Origin of the sequence: Acrocarpospora sp. B8E8 (assembly GCF_039871605.1) — a bacterium.
Classification (GTDB): Bacteria; Actinomycetota; Actinomycetes; order Streptosporangiales; family Streptosporangiaceae; genus Acrocarpospora; species Acrocarpospora macrocephala.
The window spans coordinates 57,179-76,427 of sequence record NZ_JBDPLV010000043.1 but is presented as its reverse complement, the minus strand read 5'-3'; the positions used below and the strand labels follow the sequence as shown (position 1 = coordinate 76,427).

At 67.7% G+C, this 19,249-nt stretch carries 14 protein-coding genes and 2 pseudogenes; 8 read left to right on the top strand and 8 right to left on the bottom strand.

Annotated elements, in window-relative coordinates; genetic code table 11:
• Positions 1-17: 17 nt before the first annotated feature.
• The 3 genes from ABGB08_RS33950 to ABGB08_RS33940 all read right to left on the bottom strand — a co-directional run bounded on the left by ABGB08_RS33950 (position 18) and on the right by ABGB08_RS33940 (position 2,964).
• The gene (locus tag ABGB08_RS33950) at positions 18-698 is read right to left on the bottom strand and encodes a CBS domain-containing protein (protein ID WP_347598833.1); all 681 of its coding nucleotides are present in this window, start codon (positions 696-698) and stop codon (positions 18-20) included.
• Between the two features lie 217 nt (positions 699-915).
• On the bottom strand, positions 916-1,314 hold the full coding sequence (locus tag ABGB08_RS33945) for a CBS domain-containing protein (protein ID WP_347598831.1): 399 nt from the start codon (positions 1,312-1,314) through the stop codon (positions 916-918).
• 420 nt (positions 1,315-1,734) lie between these two features.
• The gene (locus ABGB08_RS33940; RefSeq protein ID WP_347598828.1) at positions 1,735-2,964 is read right to left on the bottom strand and encodes a serine hydrolase domain-containing protein; all 1,230 of its coding nucleotides are present in this window, start codon (positions 2,962-2,964) and stop codon (positions 1,735-1,737) included.
• Positions 2,965-3,504: 540 nt separating this feature from the next.
• Between ABGB08_RS33940 and ABGB08_RS33935 the strand changes: the two genes are divergently transcribed.
• Both ABGB08_RS33935 and ABGB08_RS33930 read left to right on the top strand, forming a co-directional pair.
• Positions 3,505-4,152 (top strand): DUF998 domain-containing protein, encoded by a 648-nt coding sequence (locus ABGB08_RS33935; RefSeq protein ID WP_347598825.1) that lies wholly within the window; start codon positions 3,505-3,507, stop codon positions 4,150-4,152.
• A 90-nt stretch (positions 4,153-4,242) separates the two neighbouring features.
• Positions 4,243-4,587, top strand: coding sequence for a hypothetical protein (locus ABGB08_RS33930; RefSeq protein ID WP_347598822.1), 345 nt, complete (start codon positions 4,243-4,245; stop codon positions 4,585-4,587).
• Between the two features lie 633 nt (positions 4,588-5,220).
• Here the strand turns inward: ABGB08_RS33930 and ABGB08_RS33925 are convergent.
• Entirely contained in the window at positions 5,221-6,129 is a 909-nt protein-coding gene (locus ABGB08_RS33925) for a helix-turn-helix transcriptional regulator (protein WP_347598819.1), read from the bottom strand.
• Between the two features lie 226 nt (positions 6,130-6,355).
• Between ABGB08_RS33925 and ABGB08_RS33920 the strand changes: the two genes are divergently transcribed.
• The 5 genes from ABGB08_RS33920 to ABGB08_RS33900 all read left to right on the top strand — a co-directional run bounded on the left by ABGB08_RS33920 (position 6,356) and on the right by ABGB08_RS33900 (position 11,441).
• Positions 6,356-6,763, top strand: coding sequence for a hypothetical protein (locus ABGB08_RS33920; RefSeq protein WP_347598816.1), 408 nt, complete (start codon positions 6,356-6,358; stop codon positions 6,761-6,763).
• An 855-nt stretch (positions 6,764-7,618) separates the two neighbouring features.
• Positions 7,619-8,392: an SAM-dependent methyltransferase gene (locus ABGB08_RS33915; RefSeq protein WP_347598813.1), complete on the top strand. Its 774-nt coding sequence runs from the start codon at positions 7,619-7,621 to the stop codon at positions 8,390-8,392.
• A gap of 183 nt (positions 8,393-8,575) precedes the next feature.
• Positions 8,576-9,082, top strand: a complete 507-nt coding sequence (locus ABGB08_RS33910; RefSeq protein WP_347598810.1) for a hypothetical protein — start codon at positions 8,576-8,578, stop codon at positions 9,080-9,082.
• A gap of 181 nt (positions 9,083-9,263) precedes the next feature.
• Entirely contained in the window at positions 9,264-10,247 is a 984-nt protein-coding gene (locus tag ABGB08_RS33905) for a tetratricopeptide repeat protein (protein WP_347598807.1), read from the top strand.
• A 459-nt stretch (positions 10,248-10,706) separates the two neighbouring features.
• On the top strand, positions 10,707-11,441 hold the full coding sequence (locus tag ABGB08_RS33900) for a hypothetical protein (protein ID WP_347598804.1): 735 nt from the start codon (positions 10,707-10,709) through the stop codon (positions 11,439-11,441).
• A 545-nt stretch (positions 11,442-11,986) separates the two neighbouring features.
• Here ABGB08_RS33900 and ABGB08_RS33895 read toward each other — a convergent pair.
• Positions 11,987-12,396: pseudogene (locus ABGB08_RS33895) on the bottom strand (VOC family protein).
• Between the two features lie 908 nt (positions 12,397-13,304).
• Positions 13,305-14,060: pseudogene (locus ABGB08_RS33890) on the bottom strand (serine/threonine-protein kinase); the annotation flags it as partial.
• Positions 14,061-14,550: 490 nt separating this feature from the next.
• Here ABGB08_RS33890 and ABGB08_RS33885 point away from each other — a divergent pair.
• On the top strand, positions 14,551-14,778 hold the full coding sequence (locus tag ABGB08_RS33885; protein ID WP_347598801.1) for a hypothetical protein: 228 nt from the start codon (positions 14,551-14,553) through the stop codon (positions 14,776-14,778).
• 74 nt (positions 14,779-14,852) lie between these two features.
• Here ABGB08_RS33885 and ABGB08_RS33880 read toward each other — a convergent pair whose 3' ends face one another.
• A complete protein-coding gene (locus ABGB08_RS33880; RefSeq protein ID WP_347598798.1) occupies positions 14,853-16,430 on the bottom strand; it encodes an RICIN domain-containing protein in 1,578 nt (525 codons plus the stop codon).
• 334 nt (positions 16,431-16,764) lie between these two features.
• On the bottom strand, positions 16,765-19,224 hold the full coding sequence (locus ABGB08_RS33875) for a helix-turn-helix domain-containing protein (RefSeq protein WP_347598795.1): 2,460 nt from the start codon (positions 19,222-19,224) through the stop codon (positions 16,765-16,767).
• Positions 19,225-19,249: the final 25 nt, after the last annotated feature.

Sequence of the window (19,249 nt, the reverse complement as noted above, 5' to 3'; positions counted from 1 at the left end):
CACAACATCCGAATGATTCAGCACGCCTCCCCAGTCGGGGTGTTGCCACGGTCCCAGACGAGTTCATCGACCACGTCGACGACGCCGTTGACCTGCCTGGTCATCCACAGTGCGATCTGGGCGTCGCTACGCAGGATCATCCGCCCGCTCAGCGTCACCAGCCCATCCTTGACGGTGACCCGAACGCACGAGGTGTCCATCCACAACGATTCCATGAGAACGTTCTCTCGAATCTCCCGTTCGATGTCGCGATCAGAGCGGATGAACACCTTCATCAAGTCACAGCGGCTGACGATGCCCGCCAGGCGGCCGTGATCGTCGATGACCGGGAGTCGCTTGACGCCACGGCTCTGCATCAGGCGGCAGGCGGACGTCACCGATACGTCCTTTCCGACGGTGACCGCCGGGGTACTCATCAGCTGCCGAGCCACCATGCCCCGGGCCTTGCCCGTGCCGGGCTCCTGGCCGGACGGGATCTGGGGCTGATACCGCTCGCCGAGGAACTCCTCCCGGAATTCCTCTTTGCGCAACAGATCGGCCTCGGAGACGACACCCACGACATGGCCGTCGTCATCCAGAACCGGTAGGGCGCTCACCGCGTGAGTGACAAGTATTCCGGCGATGTCCTTGAAACAGGTGTTCTCCCCAACGGAGATCACCGGCCAGGTCATCACCTCTTTGACGGTGACATGACGCATCTCTGCCTCCAGACGCGCCCGCAGACGGCACGGGCCGGCTCGGCATCGAAACCGCGCGCGGAAGTTAGAACAGGCCGTGTCATTCCGGCACCTTCCGTCATTCCTATTTCCAATCTGAGTCCTGGTTCTTGCACCGAGATAGGGAAGGAGGTCCTGAAGGCAGGGGACCTTCGTACGATCGTGCGCGCTCATGCGGAGCGACGGGCGCCTAATGTGGTCAGCGGCCCTTCCAGACAGGGACGTCGTTCACTCTCCAGGTGACGTGGTCGATCACGTCGACCACGCCGTTGACCCGTTCGGTCATGCGGACCGCGAGCTGGGCGTCGCTGCGTCGTTCCATCGTTCCGGTCAGTGTCACCACGCCCTGCTCCGCGGCGGCCTGGACGTCGGAGGTCGCCGCCCACAGGGAATGATCAAGGATGTCCTCGCGCACTTCCCCGGCGATGTCGGCGTCGGAGCGCAGAAACACTTTCAGCAGGTCACCGCGGCTGACGATGCCGATCAGGCGGCCTTTCTCGTCGACCACGAACAGTCGCTTGACGCCGTGCCCGGCCATGAGCCGCATCGCCGCCGCCACCGAGGCGTGCGGCCGGACCGTGACCGCTGGGGCGGTCATCAGTCCGGCCGCGATGTCGCCGTGGACCTTCTCGCCGACCCTGGCGCCCCCCTTGCTCAGGCGCCGCCGCAGCCGGGCGCGCAGCGGCGGCTGGTAGCCCTCGCCGTAGTACTGCTCCTTGAACTCCTCCCTGACCAGCCCTCAGCCGCGGGCGGCAGCGCGATGACTGTCCTCACTTCACGACGCCACACCCACGACCAGCGGGAACTCCTGCGCAACCCCCTGTGGACGCAGCCCAATGGACCGGTGGCGAAGGTGGGCTGCCCTGTGTGCGGCGGGTCAGCGGCGTACCATCCATTCGAACAGGTCAGGCGACAGACCTGACGGCTGTCGATGTGACACCTCTCTGCTTTAGGCTGTTCCTACCCATTTATCCCGCCCTGTCTCGCGATCTTTCGGCCTGCCGTCTGCCGTCGGCTCCTAGTCGGGGAGCTGCGACCGTTCGCCCAGCACCTTGTGGAAGAGCGCGTCGCGCAGGGCAAGCTCGCGCTTGTCGGTGAGACCGAACCCGAGACGGTTGGGTGCGTAGCAGTATCCGATGCCGGTGTCGGGATCGGCGAGACCAAACGAGCCGCCGTTGCCGGGCGTGCCGAACGCTGCGTTGGCCGCGCTGCCGAAGGGCCAGGCTGGAGTCGGTTTCAAGTAACCCAACGAGTACATCGCCGGTGCCCGCAAGACCAGGTCGTACAGGCCGCCGCTGGGCGGCTGGGCCGGCTGGACAAGGGCGTCCAGGGTTTGCGCGGTGAGGCCGAGCTCGCCAGCTACGGCGGCGCCGTAAGCCGCCGCCACAGCGCGCGCCTCACCGATGCCGTTCCCGGCGGGCAACTCGACCCTCAGCACGTCAAGGTTGTTGTAGTTCACGTCCACCAGCAGCTCCCGCGGGTTGCTGAACGCTCGGAGGGTGAGGCTGTTGGGCGTCAACATGCCAAGCAGCATGCCGCGCGGAATCTCGCCGATGTGCAGCAGCGACTCGTACTTGCTGCGGCCGTGGATCGTCGCACGGCGTTCGGGGTCGATTCCGGCCGGCAGGCCGATGTAGAAGTCGATGCCCAGCGGCGCGGCGATCTCCTCGGCGAAGAACCGGCCCAGCGACCGTCGCGCCGGGTCCACCCGGCGCAGCAACTCGCCCTCGTACCACCCCAGCGTGATGCCGTGATAGCCCTGCCGGGTGCCTGCGGGCCACAGCGGCCGTTGCAGGGCGATCACTGCGGCCACCAGGTCGAGGTCGCCGAGGTCGGCGACGCTCAGCGGGATTTCGATCACTGGCAGGCCCGCCTGGTGGGACAGCAGCTGGCGGACGGTGATGTCCCCCTTTCCCCGCCAGGCGAACTCGGGCCAGTACGCCGCGACCCGCATGTCGTAGTCCAGCAGGCCCCGCGAATGCGCCAGCGCGAGCGCCAGCGAGGAGACTCCCTTGGTGGTGGAGAACATCGTCACGATCGTGTCCTCGCGCCACGGCACGCGGGCCTTGCCGTCGCTGTATCCTCCCCACAGATCGACGACCTTCTGGCCATCGCGGTAGACCGCGCACGCCGCCCCAACCTCGCCATGCTCTGCGAAGTTGCGGCGGAATGCGTCGGCGACCGGCCCGTATCCCTCATCCACCTCGCCGCACACGAGTGCGGATGGGACATCCACCTTCAGCACCATGACGCTCCTCTCTCACGATTCCCATGAGCGCCAGCTACCATTAGGCGATCTCCGTGGTTCCCCTCAAAGGGCCAAAGGGCCCGCCACCCCAAGCCCAACGCCCTGGGCGTGCACGGGGGCTGGCTTCGATGGCTACCCCGCCTCATCGCGCGTCTCTCCTGTTTTCGTGCGCTCGCATGAGTCGAGGCGGCGGCCTGGTCGGTGGCCCCGGCAGCCCGGTCAACTGGTGGCCGCAACACACTCGGCTCGTCTGGACAACCGTCGTCCAGCCACATGCAGCGGCGGAGGTCCGCGCACACGTACGCGCGAGGAGCACAGGAGATCCAACAGGCGCTGAGAGCTGCGGACTTCTAGGCCGTCACTGCCGAAAGTCCCAGGATCGCGGTCCGCACGACCCTGGTCGGCCAGTCTCACTCAGACCACGCTGAACGCTGAGCGATCCTTCAAGCCCGTGCCCCCGGGAGGTCAGCGATGCCACATACGATCGATCGGGCTCCGGAGCCGATGCGCCGTGACGTCCCACAGAAAAGCCCGCGAAGGATGGCACGAAAGGTCTTGCTCGTCTGCGGCATCCTGTCTTCATTGCTCTACGTCATCACGACCTTACTCGCAGCCATGCGATGGGAGGGATACAGCTCTTCCGCTCAAACCATCAGTGAGCTGTTCGCCATTGACGCTCCATCGAGACCGCTCGTCGTTCCGCTCTTTCTCACGCACAACCTGCTCCTGATCGCCTTCGCGATTGGTGCCTGGGGATCAGCTGGTCGGAATCGCGCTCTGCGCGTCACAGGCGGTCTGCTGATCGCGATCGGGGTCGTCGGCTCGGTGGCGACGCCGTTCTTCCCGATCCACCTCCGAGGGGTCGAGGGCACGCTGACCGACACGATGCACGCCATTCTTACCGCTGTGATCGTGCTCTTCATTTTGCTGGCTATAGGGTTCGGGGCCGGAGCGTTCGGAAAGAGGTTCCGGCTCTACTCGCTCGTGACGCTGGTGACGCTCTTCGTATTTGGCGCTCTGGCGGGCATGGAGGGTCCTCGGCTTGCCGTGAACGAACCAACGCCCTGGCTCGGGGTATTTGAGCGCATCAATATCGGCGGATACCTGCTGTGGCTGCTGATGCTGGCCGTTGTCCTCTTGCGCACCCAAGCCAGCCGCCAGACGACGACGGAGCGAACTCGCCTGTAGACGGACCCAGCATGAGCACGCGCGGGAGACCCGCGAGCTGTTGGAGTTGCGGGAGTTCGCGGACGCGGAACTGCGGGTGTTCGTGGCGTCGTGGGCGGCGTAGACGCGGGATTCGCGGCGGGAGCTGTTCGACCGGGCGGTGGTGTGGCTGATCGAGAACCGGGTGTTGCTGCCGGGCGTCCCGACGCTGGCGCCGCTGTCACGAACGTGCGGGCAGAGCGGCTGGCTGCGGTCAACGACCATCTGGTGGAGCAGACGCCGGTGCAGATGCGGCGGGGACTGCTGGAGACCTTGGTCGTGCCGACGGGGAAGAAGGTGTCGCCGTTGGAGTGGATGCGGACGGCGGTGGCGCTGGTGTCAGGGGCGGGGAAGAGGGAGGCGTTGAACGTGTGTCACGAACGCGGAGAGGAGTTCGATGTAGGTAGAGCTTCTTGAGGCGGTGCTGTGCGGGAGATGCTGCGACACGAGGTCGCATGTTGCGAGTGAGCTCGCGGATTGGAGGGCCGACGGGTGTCGGTTGCGTAGCTTCCAGCTTGTGTCCGTGGCTGGTTCCCGCCCTGACGTGCGTCGCGGGTAACTGCGGGGTGCGGAGCTCAGGGAAGAAGCCGAAGCGTCCTTGTTCCATCCAGGGGCGTAGGCGAGGGGAAGACCGGAAGGGTGAACGATCTTGAATTCCTGTTGATGCCCCGTGAGCGCAAGCCCTGGTGGATGGGATGAATACCGGGGTGTAGGGCCTTGCCGTGGTGGAGCGGCGAGCGGCGGCCGGAGACATCTTGTCGGCCGTGTGGACACCGCTGGCCCCGGGGTGCGGGGGACATCTGAGCGACTAGGTCCCAGACCCTGCGCTTGCTGGTCTGCCGTTCGTAATTTCGGCCGATTCGCCCAGCGATCCCTGGTCGAACCGCAGGGCGAGCGACGCCATCCCCTGCACGTGGTGGAAGGTGTTTGAGGCGCCCCTGATCTTCCGGACAGGCTCCCAGCTAAGGTTGAGGTGCCTTGAGAGTTCCGACAGTCGGCAACATAAGCTGACGAGTAGCTCGGAAGCGTAAGGGTTCGCGGCAAGACCCGTCATGGTGCGCATATCGGCAGCGCCGGAGTGTCGCGGGTGCGGATGCCGGACAGCCAAGCGTGGCCGCCGGGTACGTCGCCGAGGCGGACTCGGTACCAGCGGGTGCCTTTGGTGCCGATTTCATCGAAGACCTCGTCGCCATCGTGAAGGACGCAGTCGGCGTCCAATACGTCGTTGTGCCAGACGCGGTGGTTCACCACGTTGTGGGCGTCGTAGTTGAGCCGTGGGTTGATCGCCAGTCCGATGCTGCAGCCCGGGGCCCTGTCGCTGCGTTTTCGGCAGCGTTCCTCGACGTTGAAGACTCGCACGGGGATGGCGGCCCTGGCGTTCGTCGGCGGGTCGTTCCCGGCCTTCGAGTTGTCAGGCGGGTGGGCTCTCAGTACGGCGATTACGCTTGCGGTGATCGCCGTCAGGCAGACGATCGACAGGATCGTGATGCTGCGACGGTGCGACCACCGCGCTGGTTCGGGTGCACCCCAGGAAGCCGTGGGTGACGTCGCGCTCTGGTCATCGCCGGGAACGGCCGCTGGCAGTTCGTCGGATGTCACTGATGATCGTGTGGCATCGGCGAGCGCCCACTGTCGATGTAGCTCCCGGAGTTCCTCGCTTCGCGCGCCACAGGCCTTGGCGATTGTGTGAACTACGCCGTAGCCAGCGGGAACCTTGGTTCCGGAGCAGTAGCGGTGAAGGCTTGAACTGCTGATGCCGGTCCGCCTGGCCAGCTCTTCGAAGCTGATTCCAGCGCGATCTTTAAGCGCCCGGATCTGGGCGGCGAACCGGTCGGTTTCCTGAGATTGCACAACTTGACCCCAAACGACCCCACGACCTGAGCATTGCCCCCGTCTCCCAGCATCCCACCCGCGTCCCAACAGGTCAGCAAAAACCGCAGGTTGCAGCTGGGAACCCATCCCACCATCCCATCTCGCCCCGATTTCTTGCAAGGCTCCTTCGCACCTTGCGAACGTTCCTATTGCGGAGGAAACGGCGATGATCTGATGAACCGGGAGATCCGTAAACGGAAGCCGACAAGCGAAACAGCTTCTCTGCTGCTCGGTTCGACATTCTGAAACTCCGTAGAAAGCAAACGGCGACATCTTCGGGGAAGGAAAAGAAATGCGACCACTTCACACCTTCGTGGGCCTGGCCGCCGCAGCGATCAGCGTCGTGGCGCTCGTGGGCCCGGCGACCGCCCAGGCCGCAGCAGGGACCGGCAACACCGCCGCCAACCTCTGTGGCGGGGGCGTGTTCCTCGACGGCATCAGGGCCCTCGAAGTCAGCGAAAACGGCCGTGACGAAGTGAAGATCGTGAATGGCACAGGCAAGAAGATCTGGCCGGTGACCGCGCCCTATGTGTCGATCGCCCGGGACCAGCGGGTCGAGGTGGACAAGTGTGTCAAGGTCGGCAGCCTGCAAAGGCTCATCGAGGTCGATGACCTCGATGCAAACGACAACCTCGGCAGCATCCGCATCCGCGGGCACGTGACCCGCAACTACGAATTCCACAGCGGCGAGTCCAGGTACCGGATCGGCGTCATCCGCTGAGCCCACCACCTGCACCAGAGCCACGAAACACCCTGGCCAGGCCTCCGGAGGTCCCCATCTGGGGACCTCCGGAGAGCGGTGACGGTGGGGAAGTCGGACAGCAGGGCATGCGCTCGCATGATGGAAGCCCTTCAGGGGCGACGGCAGGACCGGACGCCACCCACCCGGCGGCCACCACGTAGTCGAAGTCACGACGGCGGACCTTCAGGTGCTGCGCCGCCTGCTCGGGGTCGAACAGCTTGGCGCGCCGCACCCGTTCGGCCAGGTCCTCGTCGTCGGCCAGGCGGGCGATGTCGAGGCGGTCCCACCGACCGAAGCGACCGGGCTGAATGTGCTGCTCGGCGGCGACGCGCTCCAGGTCGCGAGCATCCCAGCCCAGCTACCTGGCGGCGTCGGCCATGGGATCGAGCTCTCCAGCCACGCCAGCCGGTCGGCCATGGTGGGTGGTCCGGCGCACGAGCGGAACGGGTTCGGCCATCGGGGGATTCCTTCCCGGTCGCGATCGATGGGGCGAGCGGTGGTGATCATGAGCATCTTATCGCGTATAACTAATTATTATCTGCAGTACTGGCAGAATCGATCAGGCCGAACGCCTCGCCAAACCAGGGCCGGGTCGGGGCTCCCCCGAACTGCGGTAGCGGGGATACCCACCCTGTTTCGGTGCGGAAGCGCCAGCATCGCCCAAAGTGGTAGGAAATGGCCAAAATGGCTAGAAGTCATGATATCGGTTGATACCAGGTGAGATTGATGAATGATTGATGACGATGCGCTTGGAAGTCCGCCGTTTGTGGTTATGATCCCCAAACGGTGCCCTGGTTGAGGCGTTTGTCCGGCATGTCGCGATGGAGGAACACGTTGAGAGAGGACAGCGCGCCTGTCGAGCTCAAGGTTCACATCGCGCACCCAGCCCGGATGTACGACTACTACCTGGGTGGAAAGGACAACTTCGCGGCCGATCGTAAGGCCGCGGAAGAATCGCTGCGGGTAGCTCCGGAGCTGCGGGACATCGCCCGCGAGAACCGGGCGTTCATGCAGCGTGCGGTGCGGTTCATGGTGGGTGCCGGTATCCGGCAGTTCCTCGACATCGGCACCGGTCTGCCCACCCAGCGCAACGTTCACGAGGTGGCGCAGGAGGTCGCCCCGGACGCGCACGTCGTTTACGTCGACAACGACCCGATCGTGCTCGCGCACGCCAGGGCATTGCTGGCCGGCCCCGGCCGGGGCGAGACGCGCGTCATCACCGCCGACCTGCGCGACCCGGACGAGATCTTGTCCCGGCCCGAGGTGCAGGGCTTTCTCGACTTCCGGGAGCCTGTCGCGATCATGCTGGTGTCGGTGCTGCAGTTCATCCCGGACCGCAACCCGGAGGATCTCGTGGCGCCGCTGCGCAAGGCGATGGCCCCGGGCAGCTTCCTGGTGATCTCCCACCCAACCCAGGATTTCCGGTCGGAGCAGGTGCTCCAGGTCGCCGCCACGTATGTGCGGGCGAAGGCGCCTGCCGTACCCCGGCGGAAAGCGGAGATCGAGGCGCTGTTCGGGGATTTCGAGTTGGTGGAGCCAGGTCTGGTGCAGACGCCGCTATGGCGGCCGGACGATCTGTTCATCGGCGAACTCAACCGTATCTGGTAGCCCAGAAGAAGTAAATACCCCGCCCGCTGCTATTTTCGGGCCACCCCAAAGGCGTGTCATGGATGTCATCGAGGCAATGACGACAACGAAGTCCAGACGCGCGACCTCGCCGCCGCGCATCGCCAGGGGTGTCAGCGACAGCAGGCGTATCATGACATCGGGACAGATGATCAGGGGCATGGCGTGGAGACTCCACCAGCGCATGTGGCCGAACTGGCCGATGCGCGCGGTTTCGGGCCGCACGTGCTGACCGAAGTGTTAGCGGATGCGGGTGTCGCCTGCGCCGGGCTCGCCGCCGTGCCGATCATGCTCGCTCCCGGAATCGGCTTGACGGTGGGCCCGTACAACCCCTGGGTAAAAGCCCTTGGCGTCATGTTCCTGGTTCTGGCCGTCGTGCTCCCGATGGCCGGCTACCACGCCTATCACCGTGAGTACGCCAACGCGCCACGGCTCCACTGCTTTCAGCAGGGGCTGATCCTCGCCTCCGGCGATGACCTCCAGCCACACCTGTGGAGCGAGATCGAGGTGACCCGCCGCATCGAAACCGTCCTGGTCGGGCAAGGTCCAGACCAGCATCAAGTCCACCATCTCGATGTGCGAACCCGTGACGGCCGGCTCCTGGTCACCATGAGCGGCCACATCAGGCCGATCACCAGAGTCGAAGCCCTCGCCCACCAGAGACGACCGTAGATCCCCCGAAGCCGCATCCCGGCCACCCAGGTGACAACCTGTTCACCCGCCCCTCGCACTGCCCGCATATGTCTCCACCAAGGCACCGGCACCCACCCTCACCGACACGCCACCATCACGCCTCAGGCGCGGGGGTTCATCGTTACCAGCCCGTCAGCAGTGACCATCTAGCGTGGCCGTCATGACGTCCTTCCGCGACACCTCCGAAGACGAGCTGCGTGCCAGGGCTCAGGAGCTGTCCACCCAGGCCGCTACCCTGTTGCTGAGCGGACGGCTGGCGCAGGCGATGCCCGTCTGCGTGGCCACCGCCGACGCCTTCCGCGAGTTACACAAGCGCAGGCCACAGATGTACGCGCTCGACCTGGCGATGGCGCTCAATAACCTTGTCGCCACCTTGCAGGCACTCGGGAGGCATGGCGAGACCATAGCCCTCCAGCGCGAGAACGTGGTGATCCGCCGCGCCCTAGCCGCGGGCGGCCACCCCGAGCACGTCCACCAACTCGCTCACGCCCTGGAAGGGCTCAGCGGCCTGCTGCTGGACGTCGAGGACTACCAGGACGCCGTCGCGCCCGGCGCGGAGTCGGTACGGTTACGCAGGGAACTGGCCGCAGCCGACCCCGGGGCGCACCAGGTCGAGCTGGCCAAGGCCCTGGACACCTACGCTTTGGCGCTCAGCCACGCCGACCAGGCCGGCATCGCCCGCAGGGGCGCCATCGCACCGGTACGCGAGAGCGTGGCGATCTGGCGCGAGCTGACGCCCGGCGATCCGGCAAGCGTCCTACCCTACCTCGCCAAGGCCCTGCACCAGGCGGCGATCGTCCACCTGCGCGCCAGCGAGGAGGACACAGGCTTGGCCCTGTTCGCCGAGGCCGCCGCCGCGTACGTCGAGCTGCCGGAGGAATACGGGCCGAGGGCGGCGAGCTGCCTGTGCGGGTACGGCAACATACTGCTCATGTGCGAGCGGCCGGCCGAGGCCCCGGCACCGCTGATCGCCGCCTTGGCGATGTCGCAGAGGTACGGCCTGGCCGAGCTGGCCAGGACGGTCGCCGATCTGCTCCGCCAGGCGCACCGCGCCGACCCCGGGCACGTGGAACGGGAGTGGGCCCGCATGACCGACAGCCCACTCCCGGACTGGCTCCGCCGCAAACGCAGATGGTTTCACTGACCGTCGAACGAAAGGTGCAGGCCAGGGGCGCGACCCTTGCCTGCTGAGTCGGCCGCATCAACCCTTCTGGATCTGAAGTCTCCCGGCAGCTGAACAAGGGCGAGAGCCCGCGCGAGTCACTGTCGGGCTTCTTCCGCACGCATGTGCTCGTCGCCGCAGGCAGTCCGTCCCTGGCATTAGCACAGGCCGACGCACCACTCGGGGTGCAAACTGGCACCCCTTCCCCCAGGTTTGCGAGACGTCCCTGCACCGTTACCGAGCACGAAATCTGACTGATCACACCCTGCTGCCGACGTGAGGTGTCGCGGGCCGCTGACCTTCCTTCCGCTCAACACCGGGGCCAACAGGCAGGCCTTGTGATCGCAGCACGGCGCCGTTCTGCCGCCCGGCACTTGGAGGCGATCCGGCTGAGCGGGATGATGAGTGTCGGCCCAGCCTCGGCCGCGGAGGGGGATCAGCTTGCTCGAAGCGCTGAAGCTCTTCATCGATCTCGCCGCGCGCGCGATCCCTTCCATGACCAGTTGGCGTGCCAAGAGAAAGATCAACAACATCGCCGTAGAGCTGTTCATGCTCTATACCCGCCTCAACGAGGCGCTGATGCGCGGAGAGGCGATAGTCAACCAGTTGACGGCTTTAGTCCGGCTGTACGAGCTGACCCAGCGCGGGCGCAGACCTCTTGACGACTCCCTCGCACCGCTGGGCGATCGCATCGAGGAACTGCTGGCTGCACAAGCGGATGATCTTTATGAGATTGAGGCGCTGTTCGAGCGGTGGAAGACCGAGTTCCAGGTTCTGGACGGCGACGCCTTCTACGACCTGCTCCTCAAGGTCCGCGATAAGCGATCCGCCATCGGGATGCTGGTAGCCGTGTGCCTGGACGGACATCTCACCACCGTTTCGATGGCGCCTCTGCTGGAAATCGAGGACTTGGGCTCGATCCGGCGTGAAATCCTGGGAAGCGCGATCGCTCTCGACAAGGTCTGGCTCCCGGAGACCGACGAAGCGGACCGGAATGCCACTTTCACTGCATTGAGCGCCTATCTGGACTCTCGGCAGCCACGCGCACAGCTCGACGAGATCCGGCGGGGTCTGCGAGGGTTCCGGGAAGTATTGGCGAACACCTTCGACCTGAGGGAAATCTTGCCGCTGGTGGGTACCACGCGCCTCGAAAAATCGGAGTCCCGGTCTCCCTAGGTTTGCCTGGTCAAGATCTTGGTGACACGTGGTCACAGTGAATCAGCGGCCAAGCGCCATGCTGGAGTCATGACTGGTATCAGGTGGCCGCGCTGCCCGTGTTTGATCAACCATACGCCCCCCGAAGGTCTGTTAGGGCAGACCGACGTTGCGGCGGGCGATAAGCCGGTCGATCGGGGTCTTGGAGCGGGCCAGCGTCTGGCTATCGGGCGCTGGCAGCCGCTTGGCCCAGCGCAGCTGGGGTCGAGGCGCCAGTCCTGGGTCCGCTGCTTGCTCGTGGCGCGACGTGGCTGTCCGCATGGCGTTCGTCGGTTGCGATGCGTCGATTCAGTCCGAAGTCCATGCCTTGTCGACGCCGCGGCTTTCCAGGCCTCCTGTCCGGTACCCGTACGACACCGGAGCTGCCACCCCACAACGCCTCCACGGCCGGCCTCAGCGGCGTGGCGGCGGCGAGGTCGGCGGCGATGAAGCCGTGGATGGGAGATCTCGTCCCGGTACCTCACGGTAGGCGTCTGTGCAGTTCATGGCTGCGATCGCCGGACGGCTCAGCGGAGCTCTTGGATGCGGATCAGGCTTCCGGCGGGACCACGGACGGCGCAGTCGCGTACCCCGTACGGCTGCTCGGTCGCTCCTGGACGACCTCGGCGTCACGGGCCTCCAGCCGGTCGAAGGTGCCATCGAGGTCGGCGGTGGCCAGGCTGATCCAGCCGTAGGTGCCCTTGGCCCTCATCTCGACGATGGTGCGGCGCTCGTCCTCGGTGATGCCGGGGTCGACGGTCGGCGGCCCGAGGAGGATGGACGTGCCGGGCTGGTCGGCGGGGCCGACCGTGATCCAGCGCATCTTGCCGCTTCCGACGTCGTTGCGGACCTCGAAGCCAAGGGTGTCGCGCCAGAAGGCAAGGGAGGCGTCCGGGTCGTCATGCGGAAGGAAGGTCGTGTGAATGGTGATGTCCATGGCGGCCACGCTAGTTGCGGCTCGGTGACCCGGGCTTCTCGATTCCTGATCGGTCTGGTCACCTGTTTCGCCACGTACGGCGGTATCCCCGCCGTCACGCGCGCTGACTGGCGCCGGTAGAGGCTGGGCGGCACACCAACCAGCTCGGTGAAGCGAGTGCTGAAGGTGCCCAGCGAGGAGCAGCCGACCGTGAAGCGGACCTCGGTGACGTTTTCCTCGTCGGTGTCGACCGTCGTGGCCTTGCGGGTGGTGACGTCGATGATCGTGAATCCCGAGGGCAGCGGCAGCCCGTACGCGTCGACAGCCGCGCGCTGGGGCGCGGTGAGCAGCAGCCGCCGACCGTCCCTGGTCCAGGTCGGACGCCTGGCCGAGCCGACCGCGACGGTGAACTTCTCGCCGCTTGTCCGGTTGATCACGGTGAGTGTGCCGGAGTCGAGCAGGGCCAGCCACGACCCGTCAGGTGAGGCCGCCATCTCCTCCGCCTTCTCGTCGATCGCCCGGAATTGGTCGCTGCCGGGAGTACGGAGGTAGGTGGTCGCGCGGATGCGGTAGGCGGCGACGCGCACCGGATCGGCGGGGTTCTCATACAGGGTCGCCGCCACACCGGGGACGACCACGCGTCCGGTCGGCGGCGGCGGTGGTGATGGCGTGGGCGAGGCCGCCAGCGTCACCACCGACGGCGTCGGTGTGGCGGCCGACGCGACGAGCGTGGAGGGCCGGGGCCGCAGCGCGTACACCGTGCCGGCCGCGGCAACGGCAATGGCCAGCCCGCCCGCGACGGCCAGCGCCGCCAACCGCCACGACCGACGGCCGACCGGCGCCGCGCCGGATGCGGGGACCGCTGCGGCGAGCTCACCGGGCGCCGCCGTGAGCAGGGAGTGCCCCACCAGCTTCAGCAGAACCTCGCCCGCCGACGGCCGCTGTCGGGGATCCTTGGCGAGGCAGTCCGCGACCACTGCGCGCAGGTGCTCATCCAGCATCCCCACATCGGGATCCTCCCGCAGGATACGGTTCGTCGTCGCCGACATCGAGCCGCCCTCAAAGGGCGCCCGCCCGGTCGCGGCGAACACCATCGTCGACGCCCAGGCGAACATGTCCGCCGCGGGTCCGGGCGGCTCCCCGGCGAGCCGCTCGGGCGCCTGGTAGGCCTGGTGGGCCACGCTGCGGGTTTCGCTCCGGGCCTCCTGGGACGCGGTGGTGGCCCGCGCCCGGGCGACACCGGTGTTGATCGCCCTGGGCCCGTCCGGTCCGAGCAGGATGTTGTCCGGCCCGAACGCGCCATGCGGCGCGCCGGCCTGATGGATGGCCACCAGCGCGGTCATCGTCGAGATGGCCAGCCGATGCAGCGCCGTGCCGCGTAGCGGCCCACCCAGGGCGATCGCGCGCTCCAGCGTGTCGCCGTCCACGTACTCCATGACGATGAACGGCAGGCCGTCCGCCACTCCGGCGTCGATGATCTGGGTGGTGTGGTAGGCGTCCGGGAGGCGTACCTTCTGGATCTCGCCCAGAATCTGGGCCGATTCCGACCGGAACACCTTGACCGCGACCCGGTCCCCCGAGGCCGTTCTGGCCGCGTAGACACCAGTGTCGGCCAGCAGTCCCTCGATCCGGTACTTCCCCAGCTGCCTCGGATCCTCCCGGCGCAGCGAACCCACTTCAGGCATGCACACCTCCGGTCGAGACAACCGTAGATCAGCCACCACCCCCGCGAAAGACGAAAGAGCGCGAGGCCTCACCGGGGGCACCGGAATGGTGTCGAGAGCGTGGGCGACGAATCGGGCGTAGTAACAACGTCACATGCCACCCGTAGGTGGCCAGCAGTCCGGGATCGATCGTTGTCGCTGATCCCGCCGTCCGGGTTCTTGTCCAGCTTCCGGGCGGCGGCGAGCGTGCCGACTCGCTGATTGCTGATTCCGAGCATGCTTCCCGCCACGCTGTAGGAGACGACTTCGGCGGTCGGATGTCCGACGCTGCGGGCGATGGCCTGGCCCAGAGAGGTGGACCACCAGCCCGGGTCACCGACGTCCCAGGCGAGTACGGCGGCCAGGTCCTCGGCGGTTCTGATGGCGGACCTGGCTGTCCCACCGACGATGAGCTAGATCAGCCGCCACGATCCGCAACCGGATCCGACAAATCCTCACAAACGGAGCAGTAGTGGCGCGCAAGGTGGTGTTCGAAGCACTCATCCACGGGGTCACCGTCACTGTCGATGACATGGTCAAACCCATCTTCAAGCCCCCGCTCGTCGGGAACGTCGAAGGACTGGTACGCAATGCCCGGGCGGACGACGCGCACGAGGGCTCGACGGACGCGCAGGCGTCCGTCGAGCCCTGTGCCGGGTCAGACGACGGTGCGGGGTGTAGGCCGGCGTCGAGGATGTAGTTCGTCGGGGAGCCGGCCGTCCCCCGTGCGGGACGGCGACCCTGCCGGGGCTGGGTCGCCGCCGCGCCTCATCGTCAGCCCATCTGGTGCACGGTCCACCGCTGGCTCGGCTCGCTGCTGGAGCAGGTGCCCTGCACCAGGGCCGCTTCCATGTCCGGGCTGAGGTTCTCGGACTGGATGCACATGTTCGAGTTGGCGTTCCTGAGCTGGTAGGTGAGACCGATGACCGGCATGAACGTCCACCGCTGGTTCGCCGCGGCGGTGCAGGTGCTCTGCACGATGTAGGCGCCCGCCGAGGTGGAGCTTTCGTACACCGAGAGGCACTTGCCGCCGTGCATGCTGCGCAGCGTGTAGGAGCCCCCGGTTGCGGACGTCAGCTCCCACTGCTGGGAGGCGGTCTCGGCGCGGGGATACTGCTTGGTCCAGGCGTCCTCTTCCGTGGGCCCCGCGGTGTTGTTGTCCATCGTCTGGTACGCGCCCGGGTAGTCTCCGTCGGGTTGGACGTTCTCGTTGGAGAGCAGCATGACGGCACCCGGCGCGACGTCACCCGCCTCGGTGGAACCGGTGATCGTGGTGACGGTGAGCCCTTGCGACCCGGTCGAGTAGCGGCTCGTCCCGCCGACGGTGACCCGGGACCGAACGGTGTAGAACGCCGTGGTGCTGGGCGGCAGCCCGTCCACCCGTGCCGTGGAGCGCCACTCGCTCGCCGGGACGGTGGCCACCAGCACGCCGTTACGCAGGATCTCGTACGCGGTGATGCCAGCGGTGTCGCCCGGCCGGCGGAAGTTGAAGGCGATCGACGTGCCCTGGATGTCCACCGCCCTGAGGTACTGGGGAGGCAGCGGGAAGGGGTCGGTGAGGGGCGGCGTGACCGGCGAGCCGGCCGTCAGGTAGAGGCTGTGCAACGCCGCGTTGAAGTGTGTCGGCAGCCAGCTGCCGGTCGGATTCAACGAGAAGTAGTCGTCGCCGTTGCAGTCGAGGTAACGGATGGAGATCGGGTCCGGGCACACCGCCCCGGTCACGGGCTGGCAGAGCGTCTCGTAACCGTCGGTGCAGTGGTAGTCGCCGTCGTAGTTCGGCGCGTCGGGCGACACGCCGCTCAGCGCGTGCGCCAGCTCGTGGGTCACGTCGTGGCCGTTCACCGAGCCCATGCCGATGAAGATCCAGCTGGCCCTGCTGTTGTGCAGGTTGCCCGTGCCGGGCGTGCCGTCGTGCCCGACGTTGTCGTTCCAGGAGCGGCCGAATTCCTCGGTCTCCTCAGCGAACACCAGGTAGATGCGGTTACTGGCGTTGAGGCCCAGGTCGTTGAGCCAGACGAGCTTCCCCGTGTCCGTCTCGCCGACCGGCACCTGGACCGTGTCGATGATGGCGTGGCAGCTGCCGTCATGCACGACATTGAGAAACCGGCGCCCGCCGTCGCGCCGGGCACTGTCGTTGATGTTCTGCTGAGCCTCCCAGATCGTCTGCCGGATGGCCGCCTCGCGGAGGCTGAGGTTGTTGGTGTCCTCGTAGGCGTAGACGATCTGGACGCGGTTGCCGCTGGCGCCGTCGCCGGTGCAGATCAGCGGTGGAACCGCGGCGGTGCCGCCCGCGACCGCGAGGGCGGGAGCGGACACGGTGGCGGCGCCGACGAGCGCGCCCCCGGCGACCATGATCACTGCCATTATGGCGCGCGCGACAATACGGCGCGGTTGCCGGACGGCGGACCGGAGTCTCGATGTCAAGGTGTCACCTTCGGGCCCGCGACCACCGTCGAGGGCCGTCTGGCACGTCCCATTTGGACGCACGTCACTCTCCTCACTGCGATACGGAAAAGGACCAGGAGAAGCAGCGACGGCGCGATGAACCGCGCCAAGCGTCGAGCGTTCTTCCCCCAGCGAACAGCCAATGCGACCCGGCACCCGCGCACCAGGAAATGGCACCGGCAGAAACGGCGACCACGCCGAGCACCGGCGGTGCGCGGCGCTCACCGTCCGGCAGACCGCGTCACCCCTGCGCGAGCTTCTCGGCCAGCCGGCGGCCCTCCACATCGGTCGCTTCGCACAGCGCCCGGGCCCGCTCCCAGCACCGCGAATGATCATCCATCCGGCCCTCGGCCCGTGCCGCCAGACCCAGCGCGTACCACGCCTGCGCCTGGCGGGGCAGGTCGCCGAACTCGTCGCAGACCCGGACGGCCTCGGTTCCCACAGCGACAGCCCTGGGACTGCCGAGGCGGGCCAGCACCTCGCTCAGCGCCCCCAGGCACTCGGCGATGCCAGTGGGATGGTGCTCCGCGCGAAACGCCGCCAGCGCGCGGTCGAGCACCTCGACCGCGCCGGCCAGGTCGCCGGCGGCCGCCAGGTCCAAACCGAGGCGGTACCCGATCATGCCGGCCCGCACTCGATGACGGCCCGCCGGATCCGCGAGCTCGGCCAGCCCACGCCGATGCACCTGGGCCGCCTCGGCCGGGCGGCCCATATCACGCAGGATGTCACCGATCGCGTAGGCGGCGATCGCCGCGCCAGCCTCGTCGACGATCTCGGCGAACATCGTCGCCGCGAGCCGCGCCCGGTCCAGGGCCTCCGGCAGCCGGCCGGAACGGTGCAGCGCCCCGACGGTGTACAGCGTGCTCCAGGCGTGCCCGGGCCGGTCGCCGATCTCGGCGTACAGCCGCCTGGCCTGTTCGTGCTCGGGCAACGCCTCCTCCGGGCGCCGGGCCTGGTACTTGAGCGCGAAGCCGAGCGCGTTGCGGAGGTTGGCCTCCAGCGCCGGACTGTCCAGCTCCCGCGCCGCGTAGACCGCGAGCCGGAACAGCTCGTGCCACGCCGCGAGGTGGTGGTGCCGGTCGGCCAGCCCCCGCACGGCCTCGACCGCGGCGACGATCTCCTCGGCGCGGTGCTGCTCCGCCGTCCGCCGGACCGCCCAGGCGATCGCGTCCCGCTCCGCCTCGAACCAGTCGAGCGCCGCGCGGGCCGAGTCGAACACCTGCCGCGGCTGGGGAAACGGGTACGGCATGAGCGGCTTGCGGCTGCTGGGGAACCAGGATGCGGCGACCACCGCCGTCGCCAGCAGTCGGCTGCGCACCCGCTCCAGCGCGGCCTCCCGTTCAGCCGGGCCGTCCTCGTCGCGTACCCGCTCCTGGCCGAACAGGACGAGCAGGTCATGCAGCCGGAACTGACCGTCGACCGCTGTCGGCGTGAGCAGCCCGGCCTCGGCGATCCCGGCGTGTACGGCGGTGGCCGTCTCCGGATCGGCGTCCAGCACGTCGGCCACGGCGGAGACGTTGTACGCGCGCCAGGGCAGCAACGCGAGCCGGCGAAGCGCGGCCTGCGGCGCCGGCGCGAGCTGCCGGTACGACACGGTGAACGCGGCCCGCACCTCGACGTCGCCGGCGTACAGGCCATCGAGGCGCCGGTGGGTGTCCCGCAACCGGTCCATCAGCCCGCCGACGGTCCACCCCGGCCGGCTGGCCAGCCGGCTGCCCGCGATCCGTAAGGCCAGCGGCAGGCCGCCGCAGATCTGGATGAGCTCGTCGGTGGCGTCGGGGTCGGCCGCCAGCCGCGCCGGATGGACCATCTCGACGAGCAGGTGCCGGGCGTCCTCGTCGGACAGCCCGCCGAGCCGCAGGCGCTGTACCCCGGTCAGGTCGGCGAGCTGTCGGCGGCTGGAGATCAGCACGCGCCAGTCGCCGCCGACCGGCAGCAACGGGCGCACCTGCTCGGCGTCCAGTGCGTTGTCCAGGACCAGGACCGCGCCGCGGTCGGCGACCCGCTCCAGGTAGCGCGCCCGGCGCTCGGCGAGGCCGCCGGGCATCCGGCGGCGGTCCATGCCGAGATCGGTGAGCAGTTGCGCGAGCGCACCGCGCACGCTCGTGGCACGGTCGGCGGTCCCGCGCAGATCGACGAAGAACACGCCGTCCGGGAGCGTGGCGGCCGGCAGCCGGGCCGCACGCACGATCACGCTCGTCTTGCCGATACCGGGCGGCCCGTACACAACGGTCGTCGCTCCGGTGTTCCCCAGGTGGCGGGCCAGCTCGTGCAGCTCAGCGTCGCGCCCGCTGAAATCCGGCGGATCCGCCGGCAGCGGCACGCGCGCCGGCCAGTGGGCGATCCCAGCGAGAACGTCGGGAATCCTGGCCGCGCTCGCGACCGGACCACTGGCCGGGTTCGGGGCGGGGGCAGGATCCGAGTCGCGGGACAGCGGGCCGTTGCCCGCCGCCGCGCCGCCGCGCCGGTTCGCCATGCTCCGGCGTAGCAGCGCTCGGTCGGCTGGCCCCAGCCCCAGCGCATCGGCCACGCAGTCGATGGTGGCCTGCTGCGGCCGCGCGACCCGACCCCGTTCCAGGTCACGCACGGTCCGCTCACCGAGGCCCGCCGATTCGGCGAGCTGACGCTGGCTCAGGCCGGTGACCTGCCGGTAACGCCGCAGCAACGTCGCCAACGCGTCCGGTTCATCGAGATCAGACATGCTCACTCCAGCCTCTGTCGACATA

Bases quoted from the DNA above. Each gene is read 5' to 3' on its own strand.
- ABGB08_RS33940 (WP_347598828.1), bottom strand. From the start codon at position 2,964: ATGGTGCTGAAGGTGGATGTCCCATCCGCACTCGTGTGCGGCGAGGTG.
- ABGB08_RS33880 (WP_347598798.1), bottom strand. From the start codon at position 16,430: ATGGTCGCCGGGGGCGCGCTCGTCGGCGCCGCCACCGTGTCCGCTCCC.
- ABGB08_RS33875 (WP_347598795.1), bottom strand. From the start codon at position 19,224: ATGTCTGATCTCGATGAACCGGACGCGTTGGCGACGTTGCTGCGGCGT.
- ABGB08_RS33935 (WP_347598825.1), top strand. From the start codon at position 3,505: ATGGCACGAAAGGTCTTGCTCGTCTGCGGCATCCTGTCTTCATTGCTC.
- ABGB08_RS33905 (WP_347598807.1), top strand. From the start codon at position 9,264: ATGACGTCCTTCCGCGACACCTCCGAAGACGAGCTGCGTGCCAGGGCT.
- ABGB08_RS33950 (WP_347598833.1), bottom strand. From the start codon at position 698: ATGCGTCATGTCACCGTCAAAGAGGTGATGACCTGGCCGGTGATCTCC.
- ABGB08_RS33925 (WP_347598819.1), bottom strand. From the start codon at position 6,129: ATGGGTTCCCAGCTGCAACCTGCGGTTTTTGCTGACCTGTTGGGACGC.
- ABGB08_RS33945 (WP_347598831.1), bottom strand. From the start codon at position 1,314: ATGACCGCCCCAGCGGTCACGGTCCGGCCGCACGCCTCGGTGGCGGCG.